General features: G+C 61.6%; 25 protein-coding genes and 2 pseudogenes. 13 read left to right on the top strand and 14 right to left on the bottom strand.

Features of this window, described 5'->3' with window-relative positions:
• Positions 1-36 precede the first annotated feature (36 nt).
• The 7 genes and pseudogenes from ACK41V_RS10960 to ACK41V_RS10990 all read right to left on the bottom strand — a co-directional run bounded on the left by ACK41V_RS10960 (position 37) and on the right by ACK41V_RS10990 (position 3,748).
• Positions 37-300 (bottom strand): chromosome partitioning protein ParB, encoded by a 264-nt coding sequence (locus ACK41V_RS10960; RefSeq protein ID WP_409781939.1) that lies wholly within the window; start codon positions 298-300, stop codon positions 37-39.
• Positions 297-1,046 carry a ParA family partition ATPase gene (gene parA, locus ACK41V_RS10965; protein ID WP_409781941.1) on the bottom strand — a complete coding sequence of 250 codons (750 nt, stop codon included), beginning with the start codon at positions 1,044-1,046 and terminating at the stop codon, positions 297-299. Before parA ends, ACK41V_RS10960 begins: the two co-directional genes overlap by 4 nt.
• Positions 1,047-1,279: 233 nt before the next feature.
• Positions 1,280-2,098: pseudogene (locus ACK41V_RS10970) on the bottom strand (replication initiator protein A); the annotation flags it as partial.
• A 19-nt stretch (positions 2,099-2,117) separates the two neighbouring features.
• Complete coding sequence (locus ACK41V_RS10975; RefSeq protein ID WP_409781944.1) at positions 2,118-2,414, bottom strand: helix-turn-helix transcriptional regulator; 297 nt, start codon at positions 2,412-2,414, stop codon at positions 2,118-2,120.
• Between the two features lie 92 nt (positions 2,415-2,506).
• The gene (locus tag ACK41V_RS10980) at positions 2,507-3,046 is read right to left on the bottom strand and encodes a DNA -binding domain-containing protein (protein WP_409782075.1); all 540 of its coding nucleotides are present in this window, start codon (positions 3,044-3,046) and stop codon (positions 2,507-2,509) included.
• Positions 2,964-3,386 (bottom strand): transcriptional regulator domain-containing protein, encoded by a 423-nt coding sequence (locus ACK41V_RS10985; protein ID WP_409781947.1) that lies wholly within the window; start codon positions 3,384-3,386, stop codon positions 2,964-2,966. Before ACK41V_RS10985 ends, ACK41V_RS10980 begins: the two co-directional genes overlap by 83 nt.
• A 20-nt stretch (positions 3,387-3,406) precedes the next feature.
• A complete protein-coding gene (locus tag ACK41V_RS10990) occupies positions 3,407-3,748 on the bottom strand; it encodes a DUF2958 domain-containing protein (RefSeq protein WP_409781950.1) in 342 nt (113 codons plus the stop codon).
• A 177-nt stretch (positions 3,749-3,925) separates the two neighbouring features.
• Between ACK41V_RS10990 and ACK41V_RS10995 the strand changes: the two genes are divergently transcribed.
• On the top strand, positions 3,926-4,216 hold the full coding sequence (locus tag ACK41V_RS10995; protein WP_093303043.1) for a helix-turn-helix domain-containing protein: 291 nt from the start codon (positions 3,926-3,928) through the stop codon (positions 4,214-4,216).
• A 45-nt stretch (positions 4,217-4,261) separates the two neighbouring features.
• On the opposite strand, the gene ACK41V_RS11000 is transcribed toward ACK41V_RS10995, so the two are convergent.
• Positions 4,262-4,609: a DUF2958 domain-containing protein gene (locus ACK41V_RS11000; RefSeq protein WP_409781952.1), complete on the bottom strand. Its 348-nt coding sequence runs from the start codon at positions 4,607-4,609 to the stop codon at positions 4,262-4,264.
• 588 nt (positions 4,610-5,197) lie between these two features.
• Between ACK41V_RS11000 and ACK41V_RS11005 the strand changes: the two genes are divergently transcribed.
• Positions 5,198-5,866: a DUF6988 family protein gene (locus ACK41V_RS11005; protein ID WP_409781954.1), complete on the top strand. Its 669-nt coding sequence runs from the start codon at positions 5,198-5,200 to the stop codon at positions 5,864-5,866.
• A gap of 53 nt (positions 5,867-5,919) precedes the next feature.
• Here ACK41V_RS11005 and ACK41V_RS11010 read toward each other — a convergent pair whose 3' ends face one another.
• The 5 genes and pseudogenes from ACK41V_RS11010 to ACK41V_RS11030 form a co-directional block, all read right to left on the bottom strand.
• Positions 5,920-6,225, bottom strand: coding sequence for a DUF736 domain-containing protein (locus ACK41V_RS11010; RefSeq protein WP_409781957.1), 306 nt, complete (start codon positions 6,223-6,225; stop codon positions 5,920-5,922).
• A 592-nt stretch (positions 6,226-6,817) separates the two neighbouring features.
• Positions 6,818-7,267 carry a thioesterase family protein gene (locus tag ACK41V_RS11015; protein WP_409781959.1) on the bottom strand — a complete coding sequence of 150 codons (450 nt, stop codon included), beginning with the start codon at positions 7,265-7,267 and terminating at the stop codon, positions 6,818-6,820.
• Positions 7,268-7,503: 236 nt separating this feature from the next.
• The gene (locus ACK41V_RS11020) at positions 7,504-9,510 is read right to left on the bottom strand and encodes a ParB/RepB/Spo0J family partition protein (protein WP_409781962.1); all 2,007 of its coding nucleotides are present in this window, start codon (positions 9,508-9,510) and stop codon (positions 7,504-7,506) included.
• Positions 9,511-10,148: 638 nt separating this feature from the next.
• The gene (gene radC, locus ACK41V_RS11025; protein ID WP_409781965.1) at positions 10,149-10,658 is read right to left on the bottom strand and encodes a RadC family protein; all 510 of its coding nucleotides are present in this window, start codon (positions 10,656-10,658) and stop codon (positions 10,149-10,151) included.
• Between the two features lie 324 nt (positions 10,659-10,982).
• Positions 10,983-11,258, bottom strand: a pseudogene (locus ACK41V_RS11030) (transposase); the annotation flags it as partial.
• Between the two features lie 315 nt (positions 11,259-11,573).
• Here ACK41V_RS11030 and ACK41V_RS11035 point away from each other — a divergent pair.
• The 11 genes from ACK41V_RS11035 to ACK41V_RS11085 all read left to right on the top strand — a co-directional run bounded on the left by ACK41V_RS11035 (position 11,574) and on the right by ACK41V_RS11085 (position 23,395).
• Positions 11,574-13,979 carry a UvrD-helicase domain-containing protein gene (locus ACK41V_RS11035; RefSeq protein ID WP_409781967.1) on the top strand — a complete coding sequence of 802 codons (2,406 nt, stop codon included), beginning with the start codon at positions 11,574-11,576 and terminating at the stop codon, positions 13,977-13,979.
• A 2-nt stretch (positions 13,980-13,981) separates the two neighbouring features.
• Positions 13,982-15,157 carry a PD-(D/E)XK nuclease family protein gene (locus ACK41V_RS11040; protein WP_409781970.1) on the top strand — a complete coding sequence of 392 codons (1,176 nt, stop codon included), beginning with the start codon at positions 13,982-13,984 and terminating at the stop codon, positions 15,155-15,157.
• A gap of 181 nt (positions 15,158-15,338) precedes the next feature.
• Entirely contained in the window at positions 15,339-16,130 is a 792-nt protein-coding gene (locus ACK41V_RS11045; protein WP_409781973.1) for a DUF6884 domain-containing protein, read from the top strand.
• Entirely contained in the window at positions 16,127-17,263 is a 1,137-nt protein-coding gene (dbpB, locus tag ACK41V_RS11050) for a DGQHR domain-containing protein DpdB (protein ID WP_409781975.1), read from the top strand. Before ACK41V_RS11045 ends, dbpB (ACK41V_RS11050) begins: the two co-directional genes overlap by 4 nt.
• Positions 17,260-18,531 (top strand): tRNA-guanine transglycosylase DpdA, encoded by a 1,272-nt coding sequence (gene dpdA, locus ACK41V_RS11055; RefSeq protein ID WP_409781978.1) that lies wholly within the window; start codon positions 17,260-17,262, stop codon positions 18,529-18,531. Before dbpB (ACK41V_RS11050) ends, dpdA begins: the two co-directional genes overlap by 4 nt.
• A complete protein-coding gene (gene dbpB / locus ACK41V_RS11060) occupies positions 18,528-19,616 on the top strand; it encodes a DGQHR domain-containing protein DpdB (RefSeq protein WP_409781981.1) in 1,089 nt (362 codons plus the stop codon). The genes dpdA and dbpB (ACK41V_RS11060) overlap by 4 nt, the downstream gene beginning before the upstream one ends.
• The gene (queC, locus tag ACK41V_RS11065; RefSeq protein ID WP_409781983.1) at positions 19,613-20,320 is read left to right on the top strand and encodes a 7-cyano-7-deazaguanine synthase QueC; all 708 of its coding nucleotides are present in this window, start codon (positions 19,613-19,615) and stop codon (positions 20,318-20,320) included. The genes dbpB (ACK41V_RS11060) and queC overlap by 4 nt, the downstream gene beginning before the upstream one ends.
• Entirely contained in the window at positions 20,317-20,952 is a 636-nt protein-coding gene (queE, locus tag ACK41V_RS11070; RefSeq protein ID WP_409781986.1) for a 7-carboxy-7-deazaguanine synthase, read from the top strand. The genes queC and queE overlap by 4 nt, the downstream gene beginning before the upstream one ends.
• Positions 20,949-21,326: a 6-carboxytetrahydropterin synthase gene (locus tag ACK41V_RS11075; RefSeq protein WP_409781989.1), complete on the top strand. Its 378-nt coding sequence runs from the start codon at positions 20,949-20,951 to the stop codon at positions 21,324-21,326. The genes queE and ACK41V_RS11075 overlap by 4 nt, the downstream gene beginning before the upstream one ends.
• 32 nt (positions 21,327-21,358) lie before the next feature.
• Complete coding sequence (locus ACK41V_RS11080) at positions 21,359-22,171, top strand: HNH endonuclease (protein WP_409781992.1); 813 nt, start codon at positions 21,359-21,361, stop codon at positions 22,169-22,171.
• Between the two features lie 3 nt (positions 22,172-22,174).
• The gene (locus tag ACK41V_RS11085) at positions 22,175-23,395 is read left to right on the top strand and encodes a DGQHR domain-containing protein (protein ID WP_409781995.1); all 1,221 of its coding nucleotides are present in this window, start codon (positions 22,175-22,177) and stop codon (positions 23,393-23,395) included.
• 62 nt (positions 23,396-23,457) lie between these two features.
• On the opposite strand, the gene ACK41V_RS11090 is transcribed toward ACK41V_RS11085, so the two are convergent.
• Complete coding sequence (locus tag ACK41V_RS11090; protein WP_409781998.1) at positions 23,458-24,069, bottom strand: hypothetical protein; 612 nt, start codon at positions 24,067-24,069, stop codon at positions 23,458-23,460.
• Positions 24,070-24,297 lie beyond the last annotated feature (228 nt).

Below are 24,297 nucleotides of genomic sequence, written 5' to 3' on the forward strand. Positions count from 1 at the left end.
GGGGCCAGGTCTGCGCGGCAATGGGCGACGGCTGCGTCATGACTGGCCTCCACCGTATTCGCGCTCCAGCAGCTCGCGCAGCATCTCGGCCGCCGTGACGCCACGTTCGAAGGCAATCACCTTGATGCGGCCCCGCAGCGCCGGTGTCACGTCGACGGTAAGGCGTGCGGTGAAGATCGACGCCTTCACGACGTTCTCCGGTGCATCGGCCTGGCGCACCCAGGTCGATGCCGGGTCGGCGGCAGGTTTGCGGCCGATGGATGCCCGCTTCGGCGTTGAGGATGACACTGATGCCGTCATCGCAGCATCTCCTGCACTGCCTGCGCCAGTGCCGCGATCTCGCGCGCCGCGGCGCACTTCGGCGCGGCCTCGCATGCAAGCCGGCCGGCGGCCACGCTGTCGGCAAACACGATGCGCTGCGAGACTTCCGTCTGCAGCGCGGCAAAAGGCTGATCGGCCAGGGCGGCGCGCGCTTCGCGGCCGATCACCGTGCCGACCACACGCCGGTTGATCACGAAGGCCGCGCGAAGCTGCGGCCTGAACACCCGGGCTTCGGCGATGAGCGCCACCATCTCGTGGCTGGCCCAGACGTCGTAGGCGCTGGGCTGGACGGGGATCAGCACCAGGTCGGCGGCCAGCAGCGCGGAGCGCGCAAGGGCCGCAACGCGGGGCGGCCCGTCGATCACCACGTAATCCGCCTCCAGGGCGATCTGAGGCGCCTCCTGATGCAGCGAGTCCCGGGCCAGCCCGAACACGCCGTAGAGTCGTCGCTTGCCGTTCTGAAGCCTCCGTTGCGCCCAGTCAAGGGCCGACCCCTGCGGATCAGCGTCCAGCAGCGTCACGCGGCTTCCCGCCATCGCCAGTTCGCCGGCCAAGTGCGTGGCGAGCGTGGTCTTGCCCGCGCCGCCTTTCTGATTGAGCAATGCGATCACCTTGCCAGGTCGGTCCTGTCTTCCTGCCGAGCGGTTTTCGGGTGTTCGGACTGCCTCCTGCAAGGCGCTGCCCGCGTTTTGGGCAGCTTCGGTTCGCGCGCGTGTGACTTCCATTTATGTATCCCTTTAGATGTTTAGGGAGGGCCGAAACCGATGCTGGGTGCGGGTTGCGGGACGTTTTGCGCCGGTGATCCACCGATGTTTGCGCCGGTGATCACCCGAGTCGCGCGCCGGTGATCCACCGAGCCCGTCCCCATGAAATCCACAGGTTCTTCAACAGAAGCTGTGGATAAGTCTCGGTCGACGCAAGAAGTGGATAAGTCGGTCTTCGGGCAGTTGTCGATACAAGGGTGAAACGCCAACCACTCGATTCCGCCGCTGCGTTCGATGGACAGGCGGTAACCGGGCAGCGCCTGGCGCAATGCGAGACCACGCAGATGCGCGGCGAAGTCCCGGGAGCGCTGGAGCGCGCCGGACTTCAAGTACAGGTGCCGCATCTCGAACCGCCAGCCATTGGGTTGCCGCCCGCCGTGCTTTCGCACGAGCCGGTACAGCCAGCGTTCGATGCCGCCTGAAAGTCGGAAATACGTGGGATCGAGCGTGAGCACGAGCGCTTCTTCCATCACGCCAGTGAAAAACCAATCGGCCAGGATCAGCTCGATGCCGTCAGAGCGCCCATCCGGCCGGATGTACTCCTTCCATTCGTTGATCCAGGAGAAGCGGTGCACCCGCTTGCCGCCGTTCGGACGCTCGCGCTGGCGCAGCGTGGTGGCGACGGTGGTGGACTGCAGGCGGTCCAGCGCGGCGCGCAGCGCAAGGTAGTCGCTGCGACCGGTGCCCCGCTGCGCAAAGCGCAGGATCTCGTAGGGCGTGGCCACCATCAGCCGCGAAGGCGCGATGCCTTCTTTCTTGGCCTGGATGATCTGGCTGGCAGCCCAGATCAGCACGTCGGCGTCCCAGATGGTGGCGATGCCGTGCTCGGGCACGCCCTCTACGGTGAGCGAAATGCCACCGGCCTCGAAGCGGATCGGCACGATGCGCGGCGACTTGGCCAGCGAAAAGAAGGGGTAGGCCATCAGGTCCTGCGCATCACGCAGCGCCATACCGTCGTGCGGCAGCGCGCGGAACAGCGAGAGCTGTTCGCGTTCGCTCATGCGCTTGGACATGCGGCGTTGCCCAGGTATGTCAGCGGACGGAGTCGCGCTGCACGTAGCCCGGATCCGAGGTCATGCCGTAGGTGTGGCTGTCCGCCCAAGCGCGCAGGTCGGCGGCGGCGTAGACCACGCGCGCCCCGAATTTGCGAAAGCGCGGACCACCGCCGAGCACCCGCTGCTTCTCCAGCGTCCGCGGCGACAGCCGCAGGAAGGCGCCGGCTTCGTCGGTGGTGAGGAACTCGGGATTGGCCGGCGCAGCCGGAACCGCAGCAGACTGCGGCGCAGCCGCAGCGGTCGTGCGGTGAGGAAACGAACTGCCAACTGCCATGACGGACTCCATCGCTGTCGATGGGCCGCAAACCATTCGCGGCCCGATGGAGGCAGTCTCGGGAATCAGGCCCGATCAAGGCAGGGAGAGATTCAGCGCACCGGCTCGTCTCCGGGGTGGTCTGCTGCGGTGTGCGGCACGCCGGCGAGAGCCAAATAGCCGCCGGCCATGTACGCCTGTGCACGCCGCAGCAGGTGGCGCACCTGCGCGCGCAGTTCGCCATCCTCATGCCAGCGCAGGACGACGGCTTCAAGGCCAAACAAAGCCTGGGCGATGTCCCGGTGCGACGCGCCCGCCTGCGCGGCGTCGAGCGCCTGCAGAGCGCGCAGATGCATCAGCGCGGCGCGGGTGACCGCCCGCGCGGGATCGACACGAGGCGCATGGCCTTCCAGGGCCTGTGCCTGCGCATGGAAGGTATCGAGCTTGCCCCGCAGACGCGATGTCAGCGGCACGGTGCTCACATAGGCCGCACCATCAGCCACGGTGCTCGACAGCGACAAGCGCATGTGCCGTGCGCTGAGGTCGGCAGTGAGCGACAGGTCCGGGCCGTCAAGCGCTAGCCATTTGCGGCCGGGAATGCGCCACAAGTCGAAACGGTGGGCTGCGGCGTCGTGCGCATGCGCGGCGCGCACCTGCAGCAACCCGTCTTGAGAGGACAGCCACAGCGGACACGTAGCGCGCCCGTCGAGACCTGGATCTTCGGCGACATCGCAACCCCCAGCGGGCGAAGGACACTACGCGCCTGCGACGCCCCCAATCCAGGCCGTAGCCCGGGTGGCGGCGAAGGTATTCCCATGCGACGCCTGAGTCGTCAAGGTCCAGCACGTACAGATAGGCGGCGGTGAGAGCCCACGTGGCGCTAGGCAGATCTTCGGGGTTGAGCTTGGTCACAGGAATCCTCCTTGGAGGAGGAAACCTGCCACAGGGGAGGGCGCACAAGGTCGCTTTCGAGGCGACCCTGCGTCGCTCCATCGGCGACTACCTGCGATCGGTCAGTCGTTGATCGACCCGTCCCGTTGTGCGGCTGCCAGGTAGCCCGAGAGTGGCTGGCGCGGCTTGAAGTGGGGATCAGCAACGATGCGCATGCCGCGCGGGCCGCGGACGCCTTCGAGAGCGGAGAGGCTGACTTGCGCCAGCTCCGGGCTACCGGTGCCGGCATCGCACAGCCCAAAGGCGCGATCCTCGTCGGCATCGAGTTCAGTCAGCAACCAGGCGGCTCCTGCGTCGAGGGTGTAGAGCTTGACCACGGGCAGGGGGTCGATGGCTTCGCCGCGCGTACGCGCGGCGCCATTTGCCAGCATTCGGAGGCGCTGTTCGTTGGTTAGGAATGTCATCGTTATCGCCGGGAGGAATACGAATATAGCTTTCAAATAGAACTGTGCAAACCGGGGAAGCGCCCGATGGAAGTGCGGCAGCGCTTGCATCAGCGCCGCCGCAGTTACGACAAGCCGGCATTTTATGAGTTAAAGATAACGTGGTTTTAATTGCTTTAAAACGTAACGCTTCTGTTGATGCAGAAGCAGGGAATACAGCGCGGGCGGCCGACCGGCGCGACGACATTTGAGGCAGGCCCGGCACGGGCCTTCGGAGACGCGGTGCGCGCCTTGCGCACCGAGGATGGTGTTGCCCAGGAAACCCTGGCGCACCAGGCTGGCATCGAGCGTTCGCACATGGGCAAGATCGAGCGCGGCGAGCATATGCCGACCTTGGCGATGATCCTGAAGATCGCGCGGGCGTTGGGCCGTAGCGCTGGCGAACTGATGCTGGAAACCGAAGCGCGTCTTCCCAAGGAAGAGGGCTAGGACGAGATCGGCCGCCGACCGTCGCCGGCGGCCAATGCGTCTTGGCTAAGCCACGATTCGACCGGCAAGACGTGCCTCTCGCGCATACGCGCTCAAGCGTTTCTGCGCCGCGAAGTGCAAGTCCCGTTCAATGGGAAGCCCGAGCCCGCCGCGCACAGTTGCGATTTCCGCCAGGCTGACCCACCCCAATTCAGGGTAGCCCAGGCCCAGGTCGCACAGCCCGAACGCATGGTCGTGGTCGTCCGGGTCGATCTCGGTCAGCAGCCAGGTCGCACCCGCGTCTGGGGTGAACAGCTTGACCACCGGGGCGGGATCGAAACTGTCCTGTTCGAGGGACTGCCGGCCGTTGGCCAGCAGTTGCGCGTGTTGTTCGTCCGTGATGAGCTTCGTCATGGTCTTCTCCTTGGAAGGAATCAGGGCGGGATTGCCCGAGACCGCAAGCAGCACGCCGCAGCGCAGCCGTCAGGGTTCGACAGACGGCCGCCAGGCCGCCAGCGTGCACAGCACGCGCAGACCTTGACGGTGAGAACGGCGTGATACGGTGAAGGGAACAGCAAGCCAGCCCCCCACCAGCGCCACTCACCTGACTTGGCAAGCGCAGCGCGCAGCGCCGATAGGCGCGAAGGCGTCAGCGATGGAAGCCCGAAGGGACGAGACGCCACCGGCGGCTCGATGCGCAGCACGACAGCGCGGCCGGCATCGCCGGAGACGCACAAGAACTTTTGGGCTGGATGACGAATCTGCGGAGAGTCGTAGAGCCGGCGATCCGGCATTCAACAAACCCTTCGAAGCGTAAAGCCGCCTTCACGAATCGCCGTTGAACCGTTGAACCGTGGAGCCGTAAAGCCGTAAAAGCGGATTGGCAAGCAGACGCAGATACGGGTTAACTAAATTGGGAACATCAGCAAACCCGTGAGTCAGGGGCGAGTCTGCGCCGGTCTGACGACGCGCAGCTCAACAGGGAGCGAATACGATGCCTGTATGGAAGCTCCCCAACAAGAACCATTGGACGAACCCCTGGAAGTCATGCTCCGTCGGTCCGACGAACTGCACGAAGCGCTGCTGCACCTGCTCGACGGCGCCGAGTTCGACCCCTCGCCTCGTGGTGAGGCTGCCTTCGGCATGTGCTCCGTTGCGCTCGAGCACGGTCTCAGCCTGCGCGCCTTGATGGCGATGGGATTGGCCACGTCGGCGGTTGGCCTGATGCGGCTGCAGTTCGAGGCCTTGACCTGCGCCATGTGGCTGCAATACGCCGCCAACGACCTGGCCATCCAAAAGCTCAGCGCACCGCTGACCATCGAGAGCGAGCAGGCCGCGAAGAATCTCCCCTCGGCCAGCGAGATGATCGAGCAGATCGGCAAGCGTGTCGGGCCCAGCGTGCCCGCGGCCGCGCACCAGATGCTGGCGCACTTCAAGGACGTGTCGTGGCACTCCTTGAACTCGTTCGTGCACGGCGGCATCCACCCACTGCGCCGCCAGTCCGAGGGCTTTCCGGTCCACCTGGCCCTGCAGATCCTGCGCAATTCAAATGGATTGCTCACGATGACCGCCATGACCTTGGCGGTCCTGACATGGGATGAAGCGGTCGCCAAGCCCATGAGCAAGATCCAGCCTGCGTTCGCCGACTGCCTGCCCGACCTGTTGAAGTAGCGAAGTGGCAGAAGAAAAGCGCCCCGCCGGCGGCGGGGCGCCGAGGGCGACGCTCAGTCGCCCTTGCTGCGCGACCAGATCAGGTTGTGCGCGCCATCCTCGCCTTCGACCAGGCGGGCATAGATGGTCGCTGGGAACGACGGATCATCCAGGGTGACCGATAGGTAGGGGCGGTCCTGACGGCTCATCTTCTTCCATGCCGCGCCGATCTCGAAGTTGCCGGCGACGATGCGGTAGTCAGGAGCGTTCTCGCTTTCCTTGTCGTTGGGAACGATCTTGACCTTGACGTTGAGCGTCAGGGTGCGAACCGTGCCGGTGTAGCTGTCGTTCTGTGCGGTGAAGGTGCCGATGTTGGCCATGATGAAGTCCTTTTGAAGTTGACCAGGTCGCGCCCATCGCGGCCTTGGCGTGATCCGATGGGTGAGGGCCGGGCGCGCCGCATCCCATAGCGAAGCGAAGGGGCCGCAACGCAGTGAAGGACCGGGAAGCCCGAGAAATTTGTCTCGCGAGGAAGACCGTAGGTCGGGGAAATTTGTCGGGTTGGACGGTTGCGGCGAAGAAGCCCGAGGCGGCGCGAAACGAAGTGCAGCGCCGCCGTGCCCTCGCCAGGATTCACGACAGATACAAGGCCGTTGTGGGTGTGATCCTGTCGCGAAAGGACGCATGGCCCCAGCACGGTCACCGCTGCAACAGCGTTCCGGCAGGACCCCCGACGCAGCCCAGATCCATGTCGGTCGACAACGAAGCAATGAAGAACGATCCCACCGCATCGGCGCTGCCAGCGGATCGGCATTTGCGCCGTGAAAGGAGATGCGCATCGGTACGCTCTCTGTGAGCCGCCGTCGTCATGACGGACTGTTAGCCCGCTTCATCCAGAAGCGATCGCACGACATTCGAGTGCAGCACGTGGAGTCGTATCCCGCGCTCCGCCATTTGGCGGGGCGCGCTTTTCTAGCTTTCAGGGCATTGGAGCGCCAGGACCTTTGTCGCGATGCGCGATTCCATCTGTGCCCGCTGGACAGCCACCAGCGTGACAGCCGCTTCGCAGACGACTTCGTGCGCATCGTGGGCCTGAACGCGGAACGTCGCGCTTCGGTCTCCCAGGCGTTCGAGCCATCCGCGCAGCCGCAGCGGCGACCCTGGCGGGATTGGCCCCCGATGGTCGATACGGATGGTTCGACCGACCACCACTTCTGTGGTGGCATCGACGTGCTGCTGCATCTCGCGAATGCAAATGGATTCGACCACTGCCACCAGGTATCCCGTGGCCAGACATTCGATCAGTCGCTCCGCATACCCGCTTCCGTGAGGAAGCCGCGCGAAGAGCGACTTCGCCGTCTGGTCCGCTGGCACGGTGTAGGACTCTTCAAAGAATATCTCGCTGACGCCTTGGTGGTTCATGGGTATCCGGGTGCGTTGTGAAGGCTCGATCCGTGCGCTGGAATGCGGGCGACCGGTGCTGTTCGATGCTCCCGTGTCGGGCAGGCATTCCCAACCCACCTCAGCGAACATTGGCGTAGAGCGCCACTTATGGAGCAGAGGGCAGGGTGTTCCGGAAGGCAAAACGCGCGGCAGACTTGCCGCGCGCGTCGCGCCGATTTCTCGATCCCCGGCTCGCGGCCGGGGAGTCATGAGGATCACGCCGTTGCGTGCGCGTCCTCGTGGTTTTCGGCATCGGCCTGCACCTCACCAATCGGTTCAGCGCTTGCGACGTCAGCCGGCGTTACCTCCGGGGCGCGGAACATCGCAGGCAGCCAGCCTGTACCCGCTGTCAGCCGCTCGGCCTCGCTAGAAATCTGCGCCTTCTTGAGCTTGCCGAGCCGGTTCACTTCACCGGGTGCGAAGGCCTGCAACCCTTCCAGGGTCTTGGCCTTGGAGACGTGGTCGAAGTAGCCCGCTGCGGTCGGCGTCCACCATGCATGCATGTCCAGCCCAACGGCGTGTGCCAGTGCAGCGGCCGGGGCGTCGTCCTCACGCGAAGCGATGGCCGTCACCGTGAAGCCCACGCAAACTGCCAGCAGCGACAGCAGCTCCTGCTGTGGCATTGCCAGCAACTCGGCGAACAGCGCATCCGGCTCGCTGGGCAGGCGCTTGCCCCAAGCCTCCCGCACCTGTCGCATGCCCACCGCAGCCGATGCCTCGGCCAGGTCCGGCGCGTACTGCTCCAGACGGTCCTGCGGGTTGGCGGTGATGTTGATGGGCGAACCGTAGTGCGCGTCATGGATGACGCGCAACGCAAGCCGGTGCACCACGGCCACCAGCGCCACATGCGGATGCCGGGCGACCTCGGCCTGCAGGGCGGCGGTACGATGGGCACTCAGGCGCTTGACCAGCTTCTCCGAAATGGTGAGCTTGGTCTCCCGCTGCCCGCTGTCGTCTTCGGCTTCCTCATCCGCACTGTGCCCGCCGCGTTCCTGCTCCCGCAACGCCTTGGCCTGTTCCTCGCGCAGCAGCCCGCGATGCACGATTACGCCGCCCATGTGGTCGAGTGACACCACGGCCCCCGCCGTCGCCATCCCTCGCGGCGGATAGACCACCAGCGTGCGCTCGAAGGCTTCCAGCTCACTGCCCAGGCTGTCCATCTCGTCCTGCATGGTCTGCGCCTGCTCGTCCGTCATGTCCTCGTTCTCGTCGTCCAGGCGGTCTTGCAGCTTGCGTTGCTGCGCTTCGAGCTTGGCGATGCGCTTGGCTTCGGCCTTGCTCGGCTCGCGCCGCTTGCTGCGCATCCGCTGGAACTGGTGCAGGTCCGCGTAGGTGGCACGCGGCGCCACGTCCACCCAACCCCAGCCCTCGGCCCGCATCTGCTCAGCCACCGGCATGAGCCCTTCCTTCGTCAGCGACTCCAGCAGCGCTGCATCCGTGAGGAAGATGCCGTTCTGCGCGTCCGCGAACAGGTCGCGCCGCACAGCCCCCCCAGCCTGCTCGTAGACCTCAACGCCCACGAACTTCGCGAGCGCATCGCGGCCCGCGTCGATCTCTTCATGCGTGAGGTGATCGCGCAGCGCCTCCGGGCTGCGCTGCCACTGCGGCGACTCATAAAACGCCGCTTCCTGCGCCGCATGGTCGTCGGTGATAGCAAGGGCCATCAATTGCTCCAGCGTGACGGCGTCAGTCCGGTAGTCAGCCAACAGGCGCGGCGAGACGTTGGCGAGCTTCAAGCGCCGCTGCACCACCAAGGGCGTCACGCCGAAGTCGGCGGCAATGTCCTCGATCGGGCGTCCCTCGGCCACCAGATCAGCGAAGGCCTCGAACTGGTCGGCGGGGTGCATGGCCTCTCGCTGCACGTTCTCGGTCAGGCTGACGGTGCGTGCCGCCGCATCGGACCCCAGCAGGCAGGGCACCTCGAAGTCCTTGGCAAGCTTGCGCCGCTTGACCAGCAGCTTGAGCGCGGCGAGGCGGCGGCGACCAGCCACGACCTCGTAGTGCTCGCCATCCGCGGCCAGCACCACGTTGAGGTTTTGCAGCAAGCCGACGCGGGCGATGCTGGCAGCGAGTTCGGGTATTGACGTGCCGCCGCTCTTGCGCACGTTGCGGCTGGAAGGCCGCAGCTTGGACAGCGGAATCAGCAGCAGTTCCTGCGCAGCCGTGACGGCTGCGACAGCAGCGGCGATGGCGGTGGTTTCGTGAAGGGTAGCGGTGTTCATATTGAATCTCCTGTCCCACACTGGGACGTTGAAAGTGAAGGAAGAAATAGAGGGAGGGGGTTCAAGGTGTCGGTGTCTGCATGCGCGGCTCTCCTGTGGTTTCCCACACCAGCCGGATTCCAAGATTCGGAGCCCGGTGTTGGCTTCGTGGGTTCGGCGCAGTGACCTGGGCTGGTCGCCGTTGCCGCCGTCTTTCCTGAGTTCATCGCCCGCGAAAAACCGGGTCGGCGGGGACTGGCCGTCAAGGAAACAAGACAGGGTTGGTGCGGCCCGCAGCCGAAGGCGAGGACACGGCCCTGCGCGCCTTGACGGCCAGGCACCGGCGGCTACGGTCGCGGGATCAGCGATGAAGGAGGGGAAAGACGGAAGCCCGGCCAACGGCCAGGGGAGCGACGAACCCACGGCCGCGCGGCGAGCGCCCTCGCGCGCCGTAGGCGCGCCTAACTTGTAGGTGAGCAAGCGCGCAGCGCGCATAGGCACCATGCACTGGCCGATCAGGCGCCGCCTGGTCGGCGGTACCAAGGGGCGCCAAGCCTGCGCGGCGGGGATTGGCTTCAGCCAGTCCCCTGGAGAACCACTGGCGACGCGCGCAGCGCGCACGACAAAGAAAGAATCAAAGGGCCCGCAGGCCCCTTGTGTCACAGCAACCCGCGCTCCGCGAAGCTGAGCACGTCGTTGCCCGCGACGATCAGGTGGTCCAGCACCCCCACGTCCACCAGCGCCAGCGCCGCCTTCAGAGTCTGCGTCAGGTGTTCATCAGCCCGCGACGGCTCTGCGACGCCGGAAGGATGGTTGTGCACCAGGATCAGCGCCGCCGCATTGCGCGCCAGCGACTCCTTGACCGCCTCCCGGGGATAGACCGATGCCTGGCTCACCGTCCCGCGGAACAGTTCGACGTATTCGATCAACCGGTTCTGCGCATCGAGCATCAACACGGCAAACACCTCGTGCTCCAACGCCCCGAGCTTGACCCGCAGGAAGTCGCGCACCGCCTGCGGCGACGACAGCACCTCGCGCCCCTGCAACTGCTGTCCCAGCAGCCGCTGCGCGGCCTGCAGCACCTCGCCGGCGTCAGCCGGCCGGTAGTCGCCCGCGACATCGCGAACCAGAAGAACGGAAGAATCGAAAGAGAAGAGATCGTGTGCCATCGTCGGCTCCGTGAATCGGGCGGGATTGCCCGAGACCGGCACCAGCACGGCGTAGCGCAGTGGTCAGGGTTCGAAGACGGCCGCCAGGACGCAAGCGCACAACCGCAGGGCAGGGCGCGCAGACCTTGACGACGAGAACGGCGTGATACGGTGAAGGGAACAGCAAGCCAGCCCATCGCCACACACCCCGTTGCCGGATTGGCAAGCGAAGCGCGCAGCGCGGACACGCGCGAAGGCGTCAGCAATAGATGCCGAAAGGGTGAGACGCCGCCAGCGGCTCGATGCGCAGCACGACAGCGCGACCCGGCAATGCCGGGTGACGCACAGGTGGTTGTATTGGGTCTGCTCCATGAGTTGGCGCTCCGAGCGAACGCTGAAGAAGATTTGCAGGAGCATGGCGCGCAAGAGCTTCTGCGGTGCGATGCTGGGGCGCCCACCCTTGATATCGGCCTCGTACATGCCGGCGAACAGGCCATCCATCTTCAAGAGCGCCTGACTGACCATCGCGCGGATCGGGCGCAGCGGGTGATCGGCAGGCACGAAGCCCCCCAGGCGGCGCATGGTGAACAGGCTCTCGGTGAAGGTGTCGGTTCCGCGCATGTCCGGGGTCTTCGGTTGCAACTGTCGGGGGGTCAGCTTCCAACGCTTGCACAGCGCCGCGCGTGGGCTGGAAGAGAGTATTTCAGCAGCCTGCTAAGCCTGCGCGGCGGGGATTGCCTTTGGTCAGTCCCCTGGAGGCTCCCGCAACTCGGCTTACCCCATGCGCGCCAAAGCCACTTCGGAGAGCATCACCGCGAAGGTCAAAGTCCGTTAAACGCTGCAGAAGCAGGACGGCTCAGGAGCGCACATGCGTGATTTCACATGCCGACAAAAATTAGATAATAGATGTAACGGCAACAAAGAAGAAATCCACTGATGATTACTGCGTCCGAATACATCGATGCCTTGGCGAAAATCGTTCTGGGAGGCAGGCCTCCGAACAGCCACCAAGCAAGTTGCCTGTCTCATCCGTTGGCGCCGGATCTCATGATCGTTGCTGGGCCCGGTAGCGGTAAGACCACGGTGCTGGTCTTGCGAGCGTTGCGCCATGTGATCGTCGATGGGGTGCTTCCCGAAAACATCATCATCACGACCTTCACGAAAAAGGCCGCGGCGGAGATTCGCAGTCGGTTAATCACTTGGGGCATCGTGCTCCTGGATCATTTCAAGGCCGTAGCGGCGCAGCGCCAAGACGAGAAGTTAGCGCGGCACTTGGCGTTGTGCGACGTGAACGGCTTCATGACCGGCACGCTGGACAGCTTGTGCGAAAAATGGAACGCGCGCATGCGGCACCAGGGTGAGGTTCCACCCGTGATGATCGAGACCTTCGCCGCCCGCCAGATCTTCTCGCGATCGGTGTTCGGAGCGATCTACCGCGACCCGGCTAACAAGACCGTGTTGGACGACCTGCTGGCCAACTACACATGGGAGCAGAAGGCCCCCTCGTCGCAGGGGGAGGCGGTCGAGGTCGCCAAGCTGATGGTCGACAGGCTGGTGCAGGACTTGGCGGACGTCGACAAGTTCGCCAATGCCCCTGGACCGCATGCGCAGGCCCGCAAACTGGTTGCCCAGTGCTTGAGGGAGTTGCACGCGCTGATGCGCAACCGGGGCCAGTACGACTTTGCCCTCCTGGAGGCTGATTTCCTGCGCAAGCTCGCGGACCCGATCCTGCGCGCCAAAATCGACCTGCCCAAGGTGCTGTTGATCGATGAGTACCAGGACACGAATCCGCTGCAGGAGGCGATCTACTTCAACCTGGCGGCGGTGGGCAAGGCGAGCGTCACCATTGTGGGTGATGACGACCAAGCCCTCTACCGGTTCCGCGGTGCGACGGTGGAGTTGTTCCGGGATTTTCGCAACCGGTTCACCGCCGCCACCGGCCGCCCTACACCGGCGATGGAGTACCTAGTGGACAACTACCGGTCCACGGAGCCGATCGTGAAGTTCTGCAATGGCTTCATCGGGAACGACCCCAATTTCCTGCCGGCCCGGGTGACGCCGCCAAAGCCGTCGATCATTGCTTCGGGCGCGAACAAGTCCAAGCAGGTTCCCATCCTGGGCATGTTCCGCGCGACCCCCGAAGCGCTCGCGAACGGCATCGCGGACCTGATCCACACGGTGTTTCGCGGCGGCGGCTACACGATCGCCGGCACCAGCACCACCCTGCGTGGTTTCGAGCATGGCGGCGACTGCGCCGACGCGGTGCTCATGGCCCACAGTGTGAACGAGTTCGCTCGCCCGTTCATGGGCAAGCCCGGCAAGGCCCGCCTGCCCTGGATGCTGCGGGAAGAACTGGCGGCCCGCGGCGTGAGCGTGTTCAATCCGCGCGGACGCGCATTGAAGGACATCCCGCAGATCCGGCAAATGCTGGGGCTTGTCTGCCTGTGCGTCGACCCGGACCAGATGTTGCTGGATGGGATGGCCATGTATGGCGATACAAAGCGCGAAATGGTTGCCTGGCGCGACGACGCGCGTGACTTCGTGGCGACGAACCCGGCGCCGAACAAACCTCACACACTGGCTTCGTACGTGAACGCGTGGCGCACAGGCGTGCCGCAGACCGCCGGCATGCGGGAGTGGCCCCAAGAGTGGCCGATCCTCGACCTGCTGTACAAGCTGCTGGCCTGGTTCCCGGAGTTCCAGAACTTGCCCGAGTTCCAGGTGTACTTGGAGGCGATCACCCGCAGCGCCACTCAGGCCACGGCCTTCTCGCCCTATCAGGGACGGCTGATGCGCGACGAGCCGCACCACACCAGAAGCCGCGAAAGCGTGATGCGGGATATCCTGGCACCTATCGCGGAAAACATCGTCGAGGTCGATGAGGATCTGCTGACCCATCTCCCACGGAACCACCTGAACGTCATGACGATCCACCAGAGCAAGGGCTTGGAGTTCCCGCTGGTTATCGTCGACGTAGGTGCCGATTTCTCGCGTAATTCGCCGCAGCAGCGCTTCAAGCGCTTTCCCGACGAGGCGTCGAATGTGGCCCGGATGGAGGACGACCTCAAAGACTATGCGGAAGTAGGTGCGCTGCGCACCAAGCGCACTTCACTGGACCGCACATTTGAGGACCTGATCCGTCTCTATTACGTGGCATACAGCCGGCCGCAAACTGCGCTGCTGCTGGTGGGCCACACCAATCAGCTCGGCTACGCCACGTCCATCCGGAACGTCGCCACCTTCTGGCGGCAGGCGGGCACCTGGCCCTGGCAGCAAGGCACGCCGGTTCCCGGCAAGAAACCCCCGGCCTCGGTGAGCGGCTTTGGCATTGTGGAGATCTGAGCATGGCACTAGAAACCCGAAACCCCGCCAAGCTGGTTCCCAGCTACAGCCTGACCGGCGACCTGCTGTCCTACCTGCGGTGTGGTCTGCAGTACCGCTACCAGAACGGCAGCGCGCTGCCGCCGTCCCGGCCCGTGCAGTTGTGGTTCGGTGAGTTCATCCACGGCGTCATGGAGGCGGCGTACCGCCTCTGGGCGGATGGAACCACGGATTTCAGCAAACCCTGGCCGTGCTCGATGACCGAGTGGGACTCCCGCAAGACGCCCGATCCGACGCGGCCGGTCCACGATATCGGCGTCATTGGGGAAAAGATCGAGATGTCGCTGGCCAACCAGGGCAAACGGCCGCGCAACCGCGACGTGCGCACAGCCGCTTACCGGCGCGCCGAGGTGGCGATCAACCTGGTCGGCAAGTACCTGTTCCCGCTGGTCACGCTCGCTGAAGAGCCGCTGCGCGGCGCGCGCCTGATCCCAAATGCAACGGGACTGCGCGCCGACCGCTACGAATTGACGGGCGTGGCGGACGTGTTGTCGCACATCAAGGTCAACGAATGCCCGCCCAACAACCCGTTCCGGGAGGCGTTGCAGCGGGTCTGCACGGCCTTGCCCGACCAGTACGAAGTCGTGGTGGATTACAAGGGTGCACACCGCCCCAATGAGGACTCAGCGTACTGGCAGCAGGGCGAGTGGCAGGTCCACACCTATGCCTGGCTGCGAAACCGCAAGGACCCACCGGTGAAGGTGGCCGCTGGCATCCTGATCTACATCAATGAGTTGTCGCCCGGCAACGACGACATCATCAACCTCAAGCGGGGCATCTCGGAGGGGACAACGGACGAACTCCCGAAGACGGCAGAGGAGCGCGGGCGGCTGGACCGGTGGCGCCCCGGCATGGACACAGAGAACTTGCTGTCGATGGAGTACCGCTGGCGCAGGGCTGTCCGAGTTGTACCCGCTACGCCAGAAGCCATTGCGCACGCCACCACCGAATTCGACGATGTCGTGCGCAGCATTGAGTCATTGATCGCAGACGAAGGGCGGTCAGGCAGTATCGGATCGGTGTGGCGCCCCAACTGCGAGGACAAGTCCACTTGCGATGCCTGCGACTTCAGAACCTTCTGTCCGCAGCAGGCCGGTTGGACCATACCTCGCGTGCCGGCTGCACCTGAAGCGCCGTAATAACTGCGGTCCGCCCTCGTAGAAGAGATGCAGTAATTTTGCTGTATCCTTCGGGGCTATGCAGTTAATTGTTGCCGTAAACTGTACCTCTAGAAAAACTGCCGAGGCCGGCCGAAGCCTTAGCGCGCGCGACCTCCGCCGGGGAGAGGTTGCGCAACTAGCGCAAGAGTGGCGATCGCGGGTGAAAAACTCCAACGTGAGGGCGGTCCCCGCCCGCGAACTCTATTCAGGGCGCGCATTCGCGCTGGCTAGCCAGACAGCTGATAGCGTCGGCGCGGACCTGTACGTGCTCTCGGCCGGCATGGGGTTCATCAGGCAGGACACGCCGGTGCGGCCCTACAACCTATCGGTTGCGCGCAACACTGACGATTGCATCTTGTCGCGATCAAGCGCTGGGCGCTTCACCGCCTCAGAATGGTGGGCTGCTCTTCATGACCTCCCGCGTGCCAGGCCCTTGGCGAAGCTGTTGAGCGGTCGTCCCAAGGCAATGTTGGTCCTCGCAGCCACCCGTCCCTACATAGAGATGGTAGAGGATGAACTGGCGAGCCTAACCGCCGCGCAGGTTGCACGGCTGCGCATTGTGGGTCCAACGCGGGCAAATGCCCTGCCTGAGGTTCTGCAGGCTTCGGTAATGCCGTACGACGATCGCCTCAATGACGCGGAGATCGGGTTGCAGGGCACCCGTTTTGATTTTGCGGCCAGAGCGCTGAGTCATTTCGTGCGCCTCGTCTGCCGTGATGACAGCATTCAATCGCCGCAAGACCATGCCAAGCGCGTACGCCTTTCCCTTTCTAGGCGCAAGGCCCCTGACCGGCTTGACCGGAAGCGGCTCGATACCGCGGCCTTACAGAGTCACATCCGCGCATTTAAGAAGGGCGGCGAATCGAAAACAAGCGCGCTGGTCATGCTGAGGCGAGACCTCGGCTACGCCTGTGAGCAAAAGCGCTTTTTCAGAGCGTGGGAAGCGCAATGACGCAGCAGAAAAAATCTTCGCACATCGTCGTCGCTCCTGCTGTCAAATCGAAGCAGGGCGACACCACCATCTATCTCACTTTCCTTCCCGGCAGCGATTTGCTGCAGATTGCGGATATTCGTCGGCTGCAGCGCGACAAAAACCATGCACTGGAAGGATTCCAACGCCAGGAGATTCGCGACCACGTCAACGAAATCAAGCAGTACCTGGACGAAGGGGGGATGCTGTTCCCGAACGCGATCATTTTGGCTCTGGAGCCCACTATCAAGTTTGAGGGGTCCCGCGGGAGTCCAGCAAAGGAAGTCACTGTCAAGGGCTCGTCGTTGGGCCGGCTTCACATTCCGGTGCGGGACCCGGGGCAGCGCCTCGCTTGGATCGTCGATGGCCAACAGCGATCGCTGGCACTGTCCAAGTCGAAGAATCCCGGCCTAGTTGTCCCGGTGGTCGCCTTCGTGACAAATTCGATCCACGTGCAACGGGAGCAGTTCATCTTGGTGAACCGGGCCAAACCGCTGCCCCAACGATTGATCGACGAACTCCTGCCCGAAACCCAGGGCGTCTCCCTGCCGCGCGATCTTACGACGCGCCAAATGCCGAGCCAGTTGTGCAACGCGCTCAACTCGCATGAGCAATCGCCCTTAAAAGGCTTGATCAAACGCTCTTCGCAGGCCAGTGGATCTGGACACGTTGTCACAGACACCGCTATTTTGGACATGATCAGGCGCAGCCTCAACAATCCCAATGGTGCATTGGCGGACTTCAAAGCGCTTGGCGATGAAACGGGCGACGCCAGTTTGATGTTGCAAACGCTGATCGATTTTTGGTCTGCTGTTCGCGACACCTTCCCCGACGCTTGGGGAAAGCCCCCTTCAGAAAGCCGGCTGATGCATTCGACCGGTATCGCAGCGCTGGGCGATCTAATGGATCGAATCGCCGCGCGAGCCACGACGCGAAAGCGCCAGCGGGAGTTCTTCGCCACAGAACTCGCGCGCATCAAGAAAGACTGCGCGTGGACAGAGGGGGCCTGGAAGGGCCTCGACAGGGAATGGGACCAGATCCAGAACACGCCGCAGGATGTCAAGATGCTTTCGCAGGCCCTGGTGCAACTCTATGCCCAGAAGATCAAGCGATGAAATTCATCTTCGCCGACTCCATGGACATGATCGATCCGACCTTCGACTTCGAAGCGGATCGGGCGGGCGCGGACCGCGAGATGTACTGGGGTGACGTCTATCCACATGAATTTTTTCCAACGCCGCCTTACCAAGGCGTTCTGGTATCGCGCGGCATCGTCGGTGATGACATGTTTCCTGGAAAGTACCCGGAAGACCTGATGATGCGGTTCCGCCGAGTAGGCGCCCGCAAGTTCCTCCGAATGGAAGGCAAGCTCGCGAAGATGGACATCTTCGGGGACTGTGGCGCGTTCTCGTATGTGGACCGAGAGGTACCGCCCTACACGCCAGAAATGATGCTCGATTTCTATGCGGACGGCGGCTTCACACACGGGTGCTCGGTAGACCATATCATTTTCGACTTTTTGCCAGAGAGTCGAGGGATGGAAGGCGGCACACCTGAAGCCCGCCGGCGCTTCGACATCACGCTGGAAAACGCTGCCGCCTTCTTGAAGGCCTCCAAGGCAATGGGCAAAGGCTTTACGCCTCTGGGCGTAATTCAGGGATGGTCGCCCGACAGTATGGCCGTTGCAGGTCAACGTCTGGAGAAGATGGGCTACACGTATCTGGCCATCGGCGGGATGGTGCCTCTATCTGCGGATCAAGTGCATCAATGTCTGCAGGCAATCCGGCAGAAGATCTCCAGCAAGGTGAAGCTGCACATTCTCGGATTCGCAAAAGCGGAGCAGATTCACGAGTTTACGGATTACGGTATTGCAAGCTTCGACAGCACCTCGCCACTGACGCGTGCGTTCAAGGATGCCAAAGCGAACTACTACTTGCCGGGCACCAACGGCGGCCTGGAGTACTTCACGGCGATACGTGTTCCTCAGGCGACTGAAAACGCACGGCTAAAGCGCAAGGCCAAAGAATCCGGCGTCGACCAGGAGAGCTTGGTCAAGCTGGAGGAGGGCGCATTGCGCGAACTCAGGCTGTACGACAAGAACGGCGGTTCTAGCAAACACGCATGCGATGCCGTGCTTAACTACAACCGTGAATTTCTGTGGGATGCCAAAAAAAGCGCGACCGCCAATGAGATTGCTTTTGGGAAGGCCAAAGCGGCCCTCCAGCGCACGCTCGACGAAACGCCCTGGAAGCGATGCAACTGCCGTGTCTGTAGTGAAGCTGGCATCGATGCCGTGATCTTCCGTGGTAGCAATCGGAACAAACGACGGGGCTTTCACAACCTGGCCGTCTACAACCAACATTTCAAGAAGTTCGCACAATGAGTTCGACGTTCAAGTACCGCGCGGTCGCGGCACAACAGGCGCCCGGCGCGCATGTTTTAGCTTTCGCAGCCACGGCGAGCGACATCTTGGCGACCTGCGAGATCAGCCGAGCAGGCCGTTCCGAGAACGGAAAACTGTTCGGCTTCCAGCGACCCCAGATCGCGGGACACATTCAGGAGATCCAAGACTACCTCCGGAAGCCTGAAGCCGTGCTGCCCAACGCCGTTGTTGTGGGATTCCTGGGAGGAACAAAAATTAAGGCTCTAGGCAACGGTGTCGTGGAAATCTCAATTTCGACCGCCGGTGGAAAACCCGGTTTTGTAGTCGACGGGCAGCAACGTCTGACGGCGCTCGCGAAAACGGGACGCGACGACTTCGAGGTGTTCGTGTCTTGCGTTGTCTGCGACAGTGAGGAGGAACTGCGCAGGCAGTTCATTCTGATCAACAACACCAGACCGCTACCGAAGTCCCTGATCTACGAACTGCTGCCTGAGGTGAAAGCGCTGCCCAAGCGCCTCACCTCGCGTGCGCTCGCGGCGAAGCTTGTCGAGTTGCTGAACTACCGTCCCGAGTCGTCTCTCCACGGCCAGATTGCCATGCACACCAACCCCGGTGGGGCAATCAAGGACACCTCGTTGCAGAAGGTCATCATGAATTCTGCTGACAGCGGCGCGATTCGGGACCACGCCGACGTCAACACGCGCATGGAGTTCGGCTATCAGTTGCTGAGCAACTTCTATGCGGCTGTCGCGCAAGTGTTTCCCAAGGCTTGGCACGATCACACGCCCCGCACATCTCGCCTTGTGCACGGTGCGGGCGTCGTGTCCATGGGGTACGTCATGGAAACGCTTTACAGCCGGACGGGCAGCATCGCGGTTGAGGACTTCGTCGAAGGGCTGCAGCCGCTGGTGAAGAACTCCGCCTGGACCTCTGGCGCCTGGACGTTCGTTGACGGCGCCGTCGCCAAATGGGATGAGGTCGAGAACACTCCACGACAGATCCAGCGGCTGTCCCTGCATCTTGTTGGCAGGGTGAAGCGCGCGGAAGCCCTCAAGCAGCGCACAAAAGAAAGGAAGACGAAATGATTGCGAAAAAGGCCATCGTCCTCTTTTCTGGAGGGCAAGACTCCACGACATGCTTGGCGTGGGCGCTCAATCAGTATGAGCACGTCGAGACGATCGGGTTTGACTACGGCCAGAACCACCGCATTGAATTGGATTGCCGGCACACCGTCCTGGCCCGCATCCGAAACGACTTTCCCCAGTGGGCGGAGCGGCTTGGCGAAGACCACTTGCTCGAGATCGGCGTACTCGGGAGGATCAGCGATACGGCGCTTACCAAAGATGCGGAAATCGTTCTTCAGAACGACGGGCTACCCAACACGTTCGTTCCTGGACGGAACTTACTCTTCCTTACGCTGGCGTCCGCGGTCGCCTATCGGAGGGGCTGCACCGTACTGGTAGGCGGGATGTGCGAAACCGACTTTTCAGGCTACCCAGACTGCCGGGATAACACGATGAAGGCGATGCAGGTCGCCTTGAGCCTTGGCATTGCGCGCCCGTTGGTGATCGAGACGCCTCTGATGTGGATCGATAAGGCCGAGACGTGGCAGTTGGCGGCGACGCTCGGCGGCGACAAACTGGTTAAGACCATTCAGGAAGACACGCATACCTGCTACCGGGGCGACCGTGAGCACATGCACGAGTGGGGATTCGGCTGCGGTACCTGTCCGGCGTGCGAGCTAAGGGCTGGGGGATACAGCAACTGGCAAAAGGAGACTCGCCCATGAGTTACATGGTTAAGGAGATCTTTTATACCTTGCAAGGAGAAGGCGGGAATGCCGGCAGGGCCGCAGTCTTCTGCCGATTCGCCGGTTGCAATCTCTGGTCAGGCCGGGAAGTCGATCGGGTATCCGCTCAGTGCAAGTTCTGCGACACGGAGTTTGTTGGCGTGGACGGCACCGGCGGAGGTAAGTTTGCAACACCTTCCGAATTGGTCTCCGAGGTAGCGGCACATTGGCCCGCGACGGCCGCGGGTAAGAAACTGGTGGTCTTGACAGGTGGAGAGCCGTTGCTGCAGGTGAATGCTGAGTTGATCTGCGCGTTGCACGCAAGCGACTTCGAAGTCGCCGTGGAAACAAATGGCACAGTCGAAGCGCCGCATGGCTTGGATTGGATCTGCGTAAGCCCGAAGGCGAATACCGAGCTTAAGGTCAGAGAAGGCCGAGAACTCAAAGTCGTCGTGCCGCAGCCTGGCCTGGATCTTGACGCCCTGATCAGGCTAAGCTTTGACCGGCACCTGCTGCAGCCCATGGATGGCCCACTGTTGAGGGAGAACACCCAATGGGCCATCGACTACTGCATGCGCGACCCGCGCTGGCGCCTCAGCGTGCAGACCCACAAGATGGTGGGCATACGATGACATTCGAACTAAGCCAGCGGTTTTTCTTTGATGCCGCACACACCCTCAACAGGGAAATCGACGTCGAGCCGAGCAGACGCATTCACGGACATACCTATCAGGTGGAAGTCGGTGTGACCGGCGTCAAGGATGAAACGACCGGCATGGTTGTTGACCTTGGCCATCTCCGTCGGGACATTGCAATTCTGCGCGATGAACTGGACCACCGGTTGCTTGACGATGTGCGAGATCTCGGGCAGCCGACGCTTGAGAACCTCTGCCTGTATATAGCGAAGCGGCTCCAGACCACGGCCACATTGCACTCGGTGAAAGTCTGGCGCGAATCGATTGGGGACTCTTGTACCTTAAGGGTCAGCGAGACTGGGCTTTCGTAGATTTAAGTCTTTGCAGCAAAGAGAGATCAAGCGTGGCAACCTTTTCCAATGTCGCTCAGTGGGTGCCAGAAACCGACGGGGAACGGTTGTTCTTGTCCATTTATCAGTTCGTCGCACCAAACGTTCCGGATCTCTTCAAGTCCAACAGTTGGGTGGTGTCGCCGGCAGGTCTATCTGAATTGTGTCGCCTTGCAGTATCAATGGAACTTACTCATCGCTGCCTCAATGCTGGCGTGGACCTGTACACCGCAAGTCCCTACGCTTCAGTGGACTCGCTCATTCACCGACTGCGACTGCAAGTGGGGCTACATCAAGCGCCGGAGATTCTTTTAAGACTTGCGCAGTCGACGAGGCTAGCGGCCTTTGCTTATATTCACCGAAAATTGACGCCGGCGCGAATTGGAGAAGTTCACCGAAACGGCACGAATATGTGCTGCTGGTGCGGCGTAACTACGGCGCGTAAGCGCGGGACTTTACCTGCGTTTAAGGCAACGGTGGAGCATCTTTGGCCTGAGTTTCTTGGAGGCACCTCTGCACCTGAGAATCTGACTATTGCGTGCGAAGAGTGCAACTCGGCGCGTCAGCACGCATTTAGTTGGGCATGGTTCCCGGCGCAGGCCGTCAACGAGAAGCTAGATAAGAATGGATCTGTACCCAGAGAAATTCTGCTTGCCCTCGCCCTTCACAGGTTGATGAAAGTTGCGAGTGGGCAAACCACGCTGGCACTTGGAAAGATGTCGCTTAAAGATGCGGCAAGACACCTTAATCCGGCAATACCGGCTATAAGCCTAGAAAAAGGCGTTCGGTACACATTTTTTGAGATTTTGCAGAACGCAACGGAGTGAAATATGGCTACAGCAAAGAAGACAGTCGCGAGCAAGACACCGGCAAAAAAGGCCGTTGCGGCGAAATCTACAACTCAAACTCGTGAGTATCCGGCTCTGGAGAATATTCAACGCACCGATTCAACCGGGGTTCGCTTCTACTTGTTTCACGCCCCCGCTTCCGAGATTTACCAATGGGGCTTGATTGATAGGATGTCACCCACGAATCCCAAGGCGATTCAACGAAGACTCAACAAAACCAAGGTTCTCCGCATTAAGGAATTTTTGGACTTCCCCGGAAATACCATCGCTACATCAGTTGTCATTGTGTTCAACGACAAGATGGTTGACTTTAACTCAACCTCTGACGGTATCGGTGTCCTGTCGGTTAGTTGGAAGCCGACTGTGGCTGCGGGGATCATTGTTGACGGGCAGCACCGCGTAATCGGAGCTCACGACTATGACGCTGATATTGACCTTAATGTCGTCGGTATTACAGGCGCCGATGATACGGAGGGTGCCTTTCAATTTCTCGTCATAAACAACAACAGTTCAAAAGTTAATCCAAGTCAAGTCAAGGCGTTGTTCACGTCATACAAAGAAGAGGCGCTTCTGCAGCGGATGCTCGATAGCGGAAGTACAAACGTCGACGCAGAGAAAATTACAGCGTTGGATTACTTTGACGGCGGTGCTGACAGCCCGTTCAAGGGTCAGCTGAAATGGGCAAAGAATGAGAAGGGTTTTGTGGTTGCCAACGCCTTGGAATCGGGCCTAAGTGAAGTACAGAACAGGAGTTCGCTGCTTTCTATTGGCGAACTTGAGCTCGATACTTTTGCCGGCGTTTGGACCGTTATCAAAGAACAGTGGGGCGACATGTGGAACGAAAAGTCTCACTTGCTCGAAAAAGCTTCTGTACAGGCACTTACAGCATACGTTTGCGATGCTCTGGAGAAGTTGTTGGTGTACGCAGAAGACGACATCGACTATTCCGATCCGGAAGTCCTGGCGAAAGGTGTCAGGCAGGTTTTGAGGATGCTTGAGCCAGGTTTCTTTGAAGTGCAGTGGGCAGTGACCGGGCTAGACACTCGAGCAGGGCACGAAATGCTGATGTCTGACCTCAAAAAGATGGCGAGCAATGTGAAGGCTCGGCGCCCTTGGTACACAAGCCTCGAGACAGTGAATATTGGCGCTGTTTCTGGTGGTCAAGTTGAGAAAGGTGCACGTCCTAGGAAAGTCAAGTCCTGACGGGCGGGTTGTGAGATGAGACATCGACATCATCGACCGCGCCGGCGCGAAGAAATAGCAGACTACGGCGTCAACCCTGGAGAGGACGCGCGCAATTTGAGTGCGTTTTTTATCACCTGATGCCGGATGTACGCGCAGTATCCGATTGAGATGATTAGCACTGCGTAGGGGAGGGCGACTTCCGCGTCGAAGATCCCGTTTGGTATCTTGAGGCTCGGAAGCACCTGCTTGAAAAGATGCACGACGACCACGATGACGGCAATCATCACGCCCAGGAAAAGTTGAATCCTGAAGTGCTGGACGAGATCCTTGGCTTCCCTGTGGTTCAGGAAGAAAGGGTGTACGAGCGATACGTCTTGCTGCTCGAGAAACAGCCTTTCAATGTTGGTAATAATCACCAGGTTTCGGTCAAACCATGCGTACGCGTCGAAGACGTTCGCGCAATACCACCCGCACAACAGGAGAGCTATCGCAGTCGCATGGTGGATGGAGATGACATTCTTTTCCTGAAACGCGAAAGCCGCGTAGGCGCCACCAAGGAGTGCGACGCTTTGCCACAGCAAGAGAACATGGCGATTCAGGTGATTGGACGTCTGCCGATACATCTCGAGCAGGAACTCCGTTCGTGGAACACTCATATCACTTGGCTTGGCACTTGTTTGCGATGTACTCATTTGCTTTTTCTTTGGATGGTCTGCCTTAACGGCGCTAGAGGAGACGGCGTTTAGATCCGCTGGATAACAAAGATTTGCACGATAGCAGCCTATGTTGTAGTACGGAACCTATTTGGGCTTCGCCGGTTTACCGTACACATCGCATGATACGAAGTGTTTAGGAGTGACTTCAGCCTACAGCCGAAGACTGGGCAGCGAACGTCTGAATCGATTGCCATGCACCGGTCT

Source organism: Acidovorax sp., from assembly GCF_046291265.1.
Taxonomy (GTDB): domain Bacteria; phylum Pseudomonadota; class Gammaproteobacteria; order Burkholderiales; family Burkholderiaceae_C; genus Acidovorax.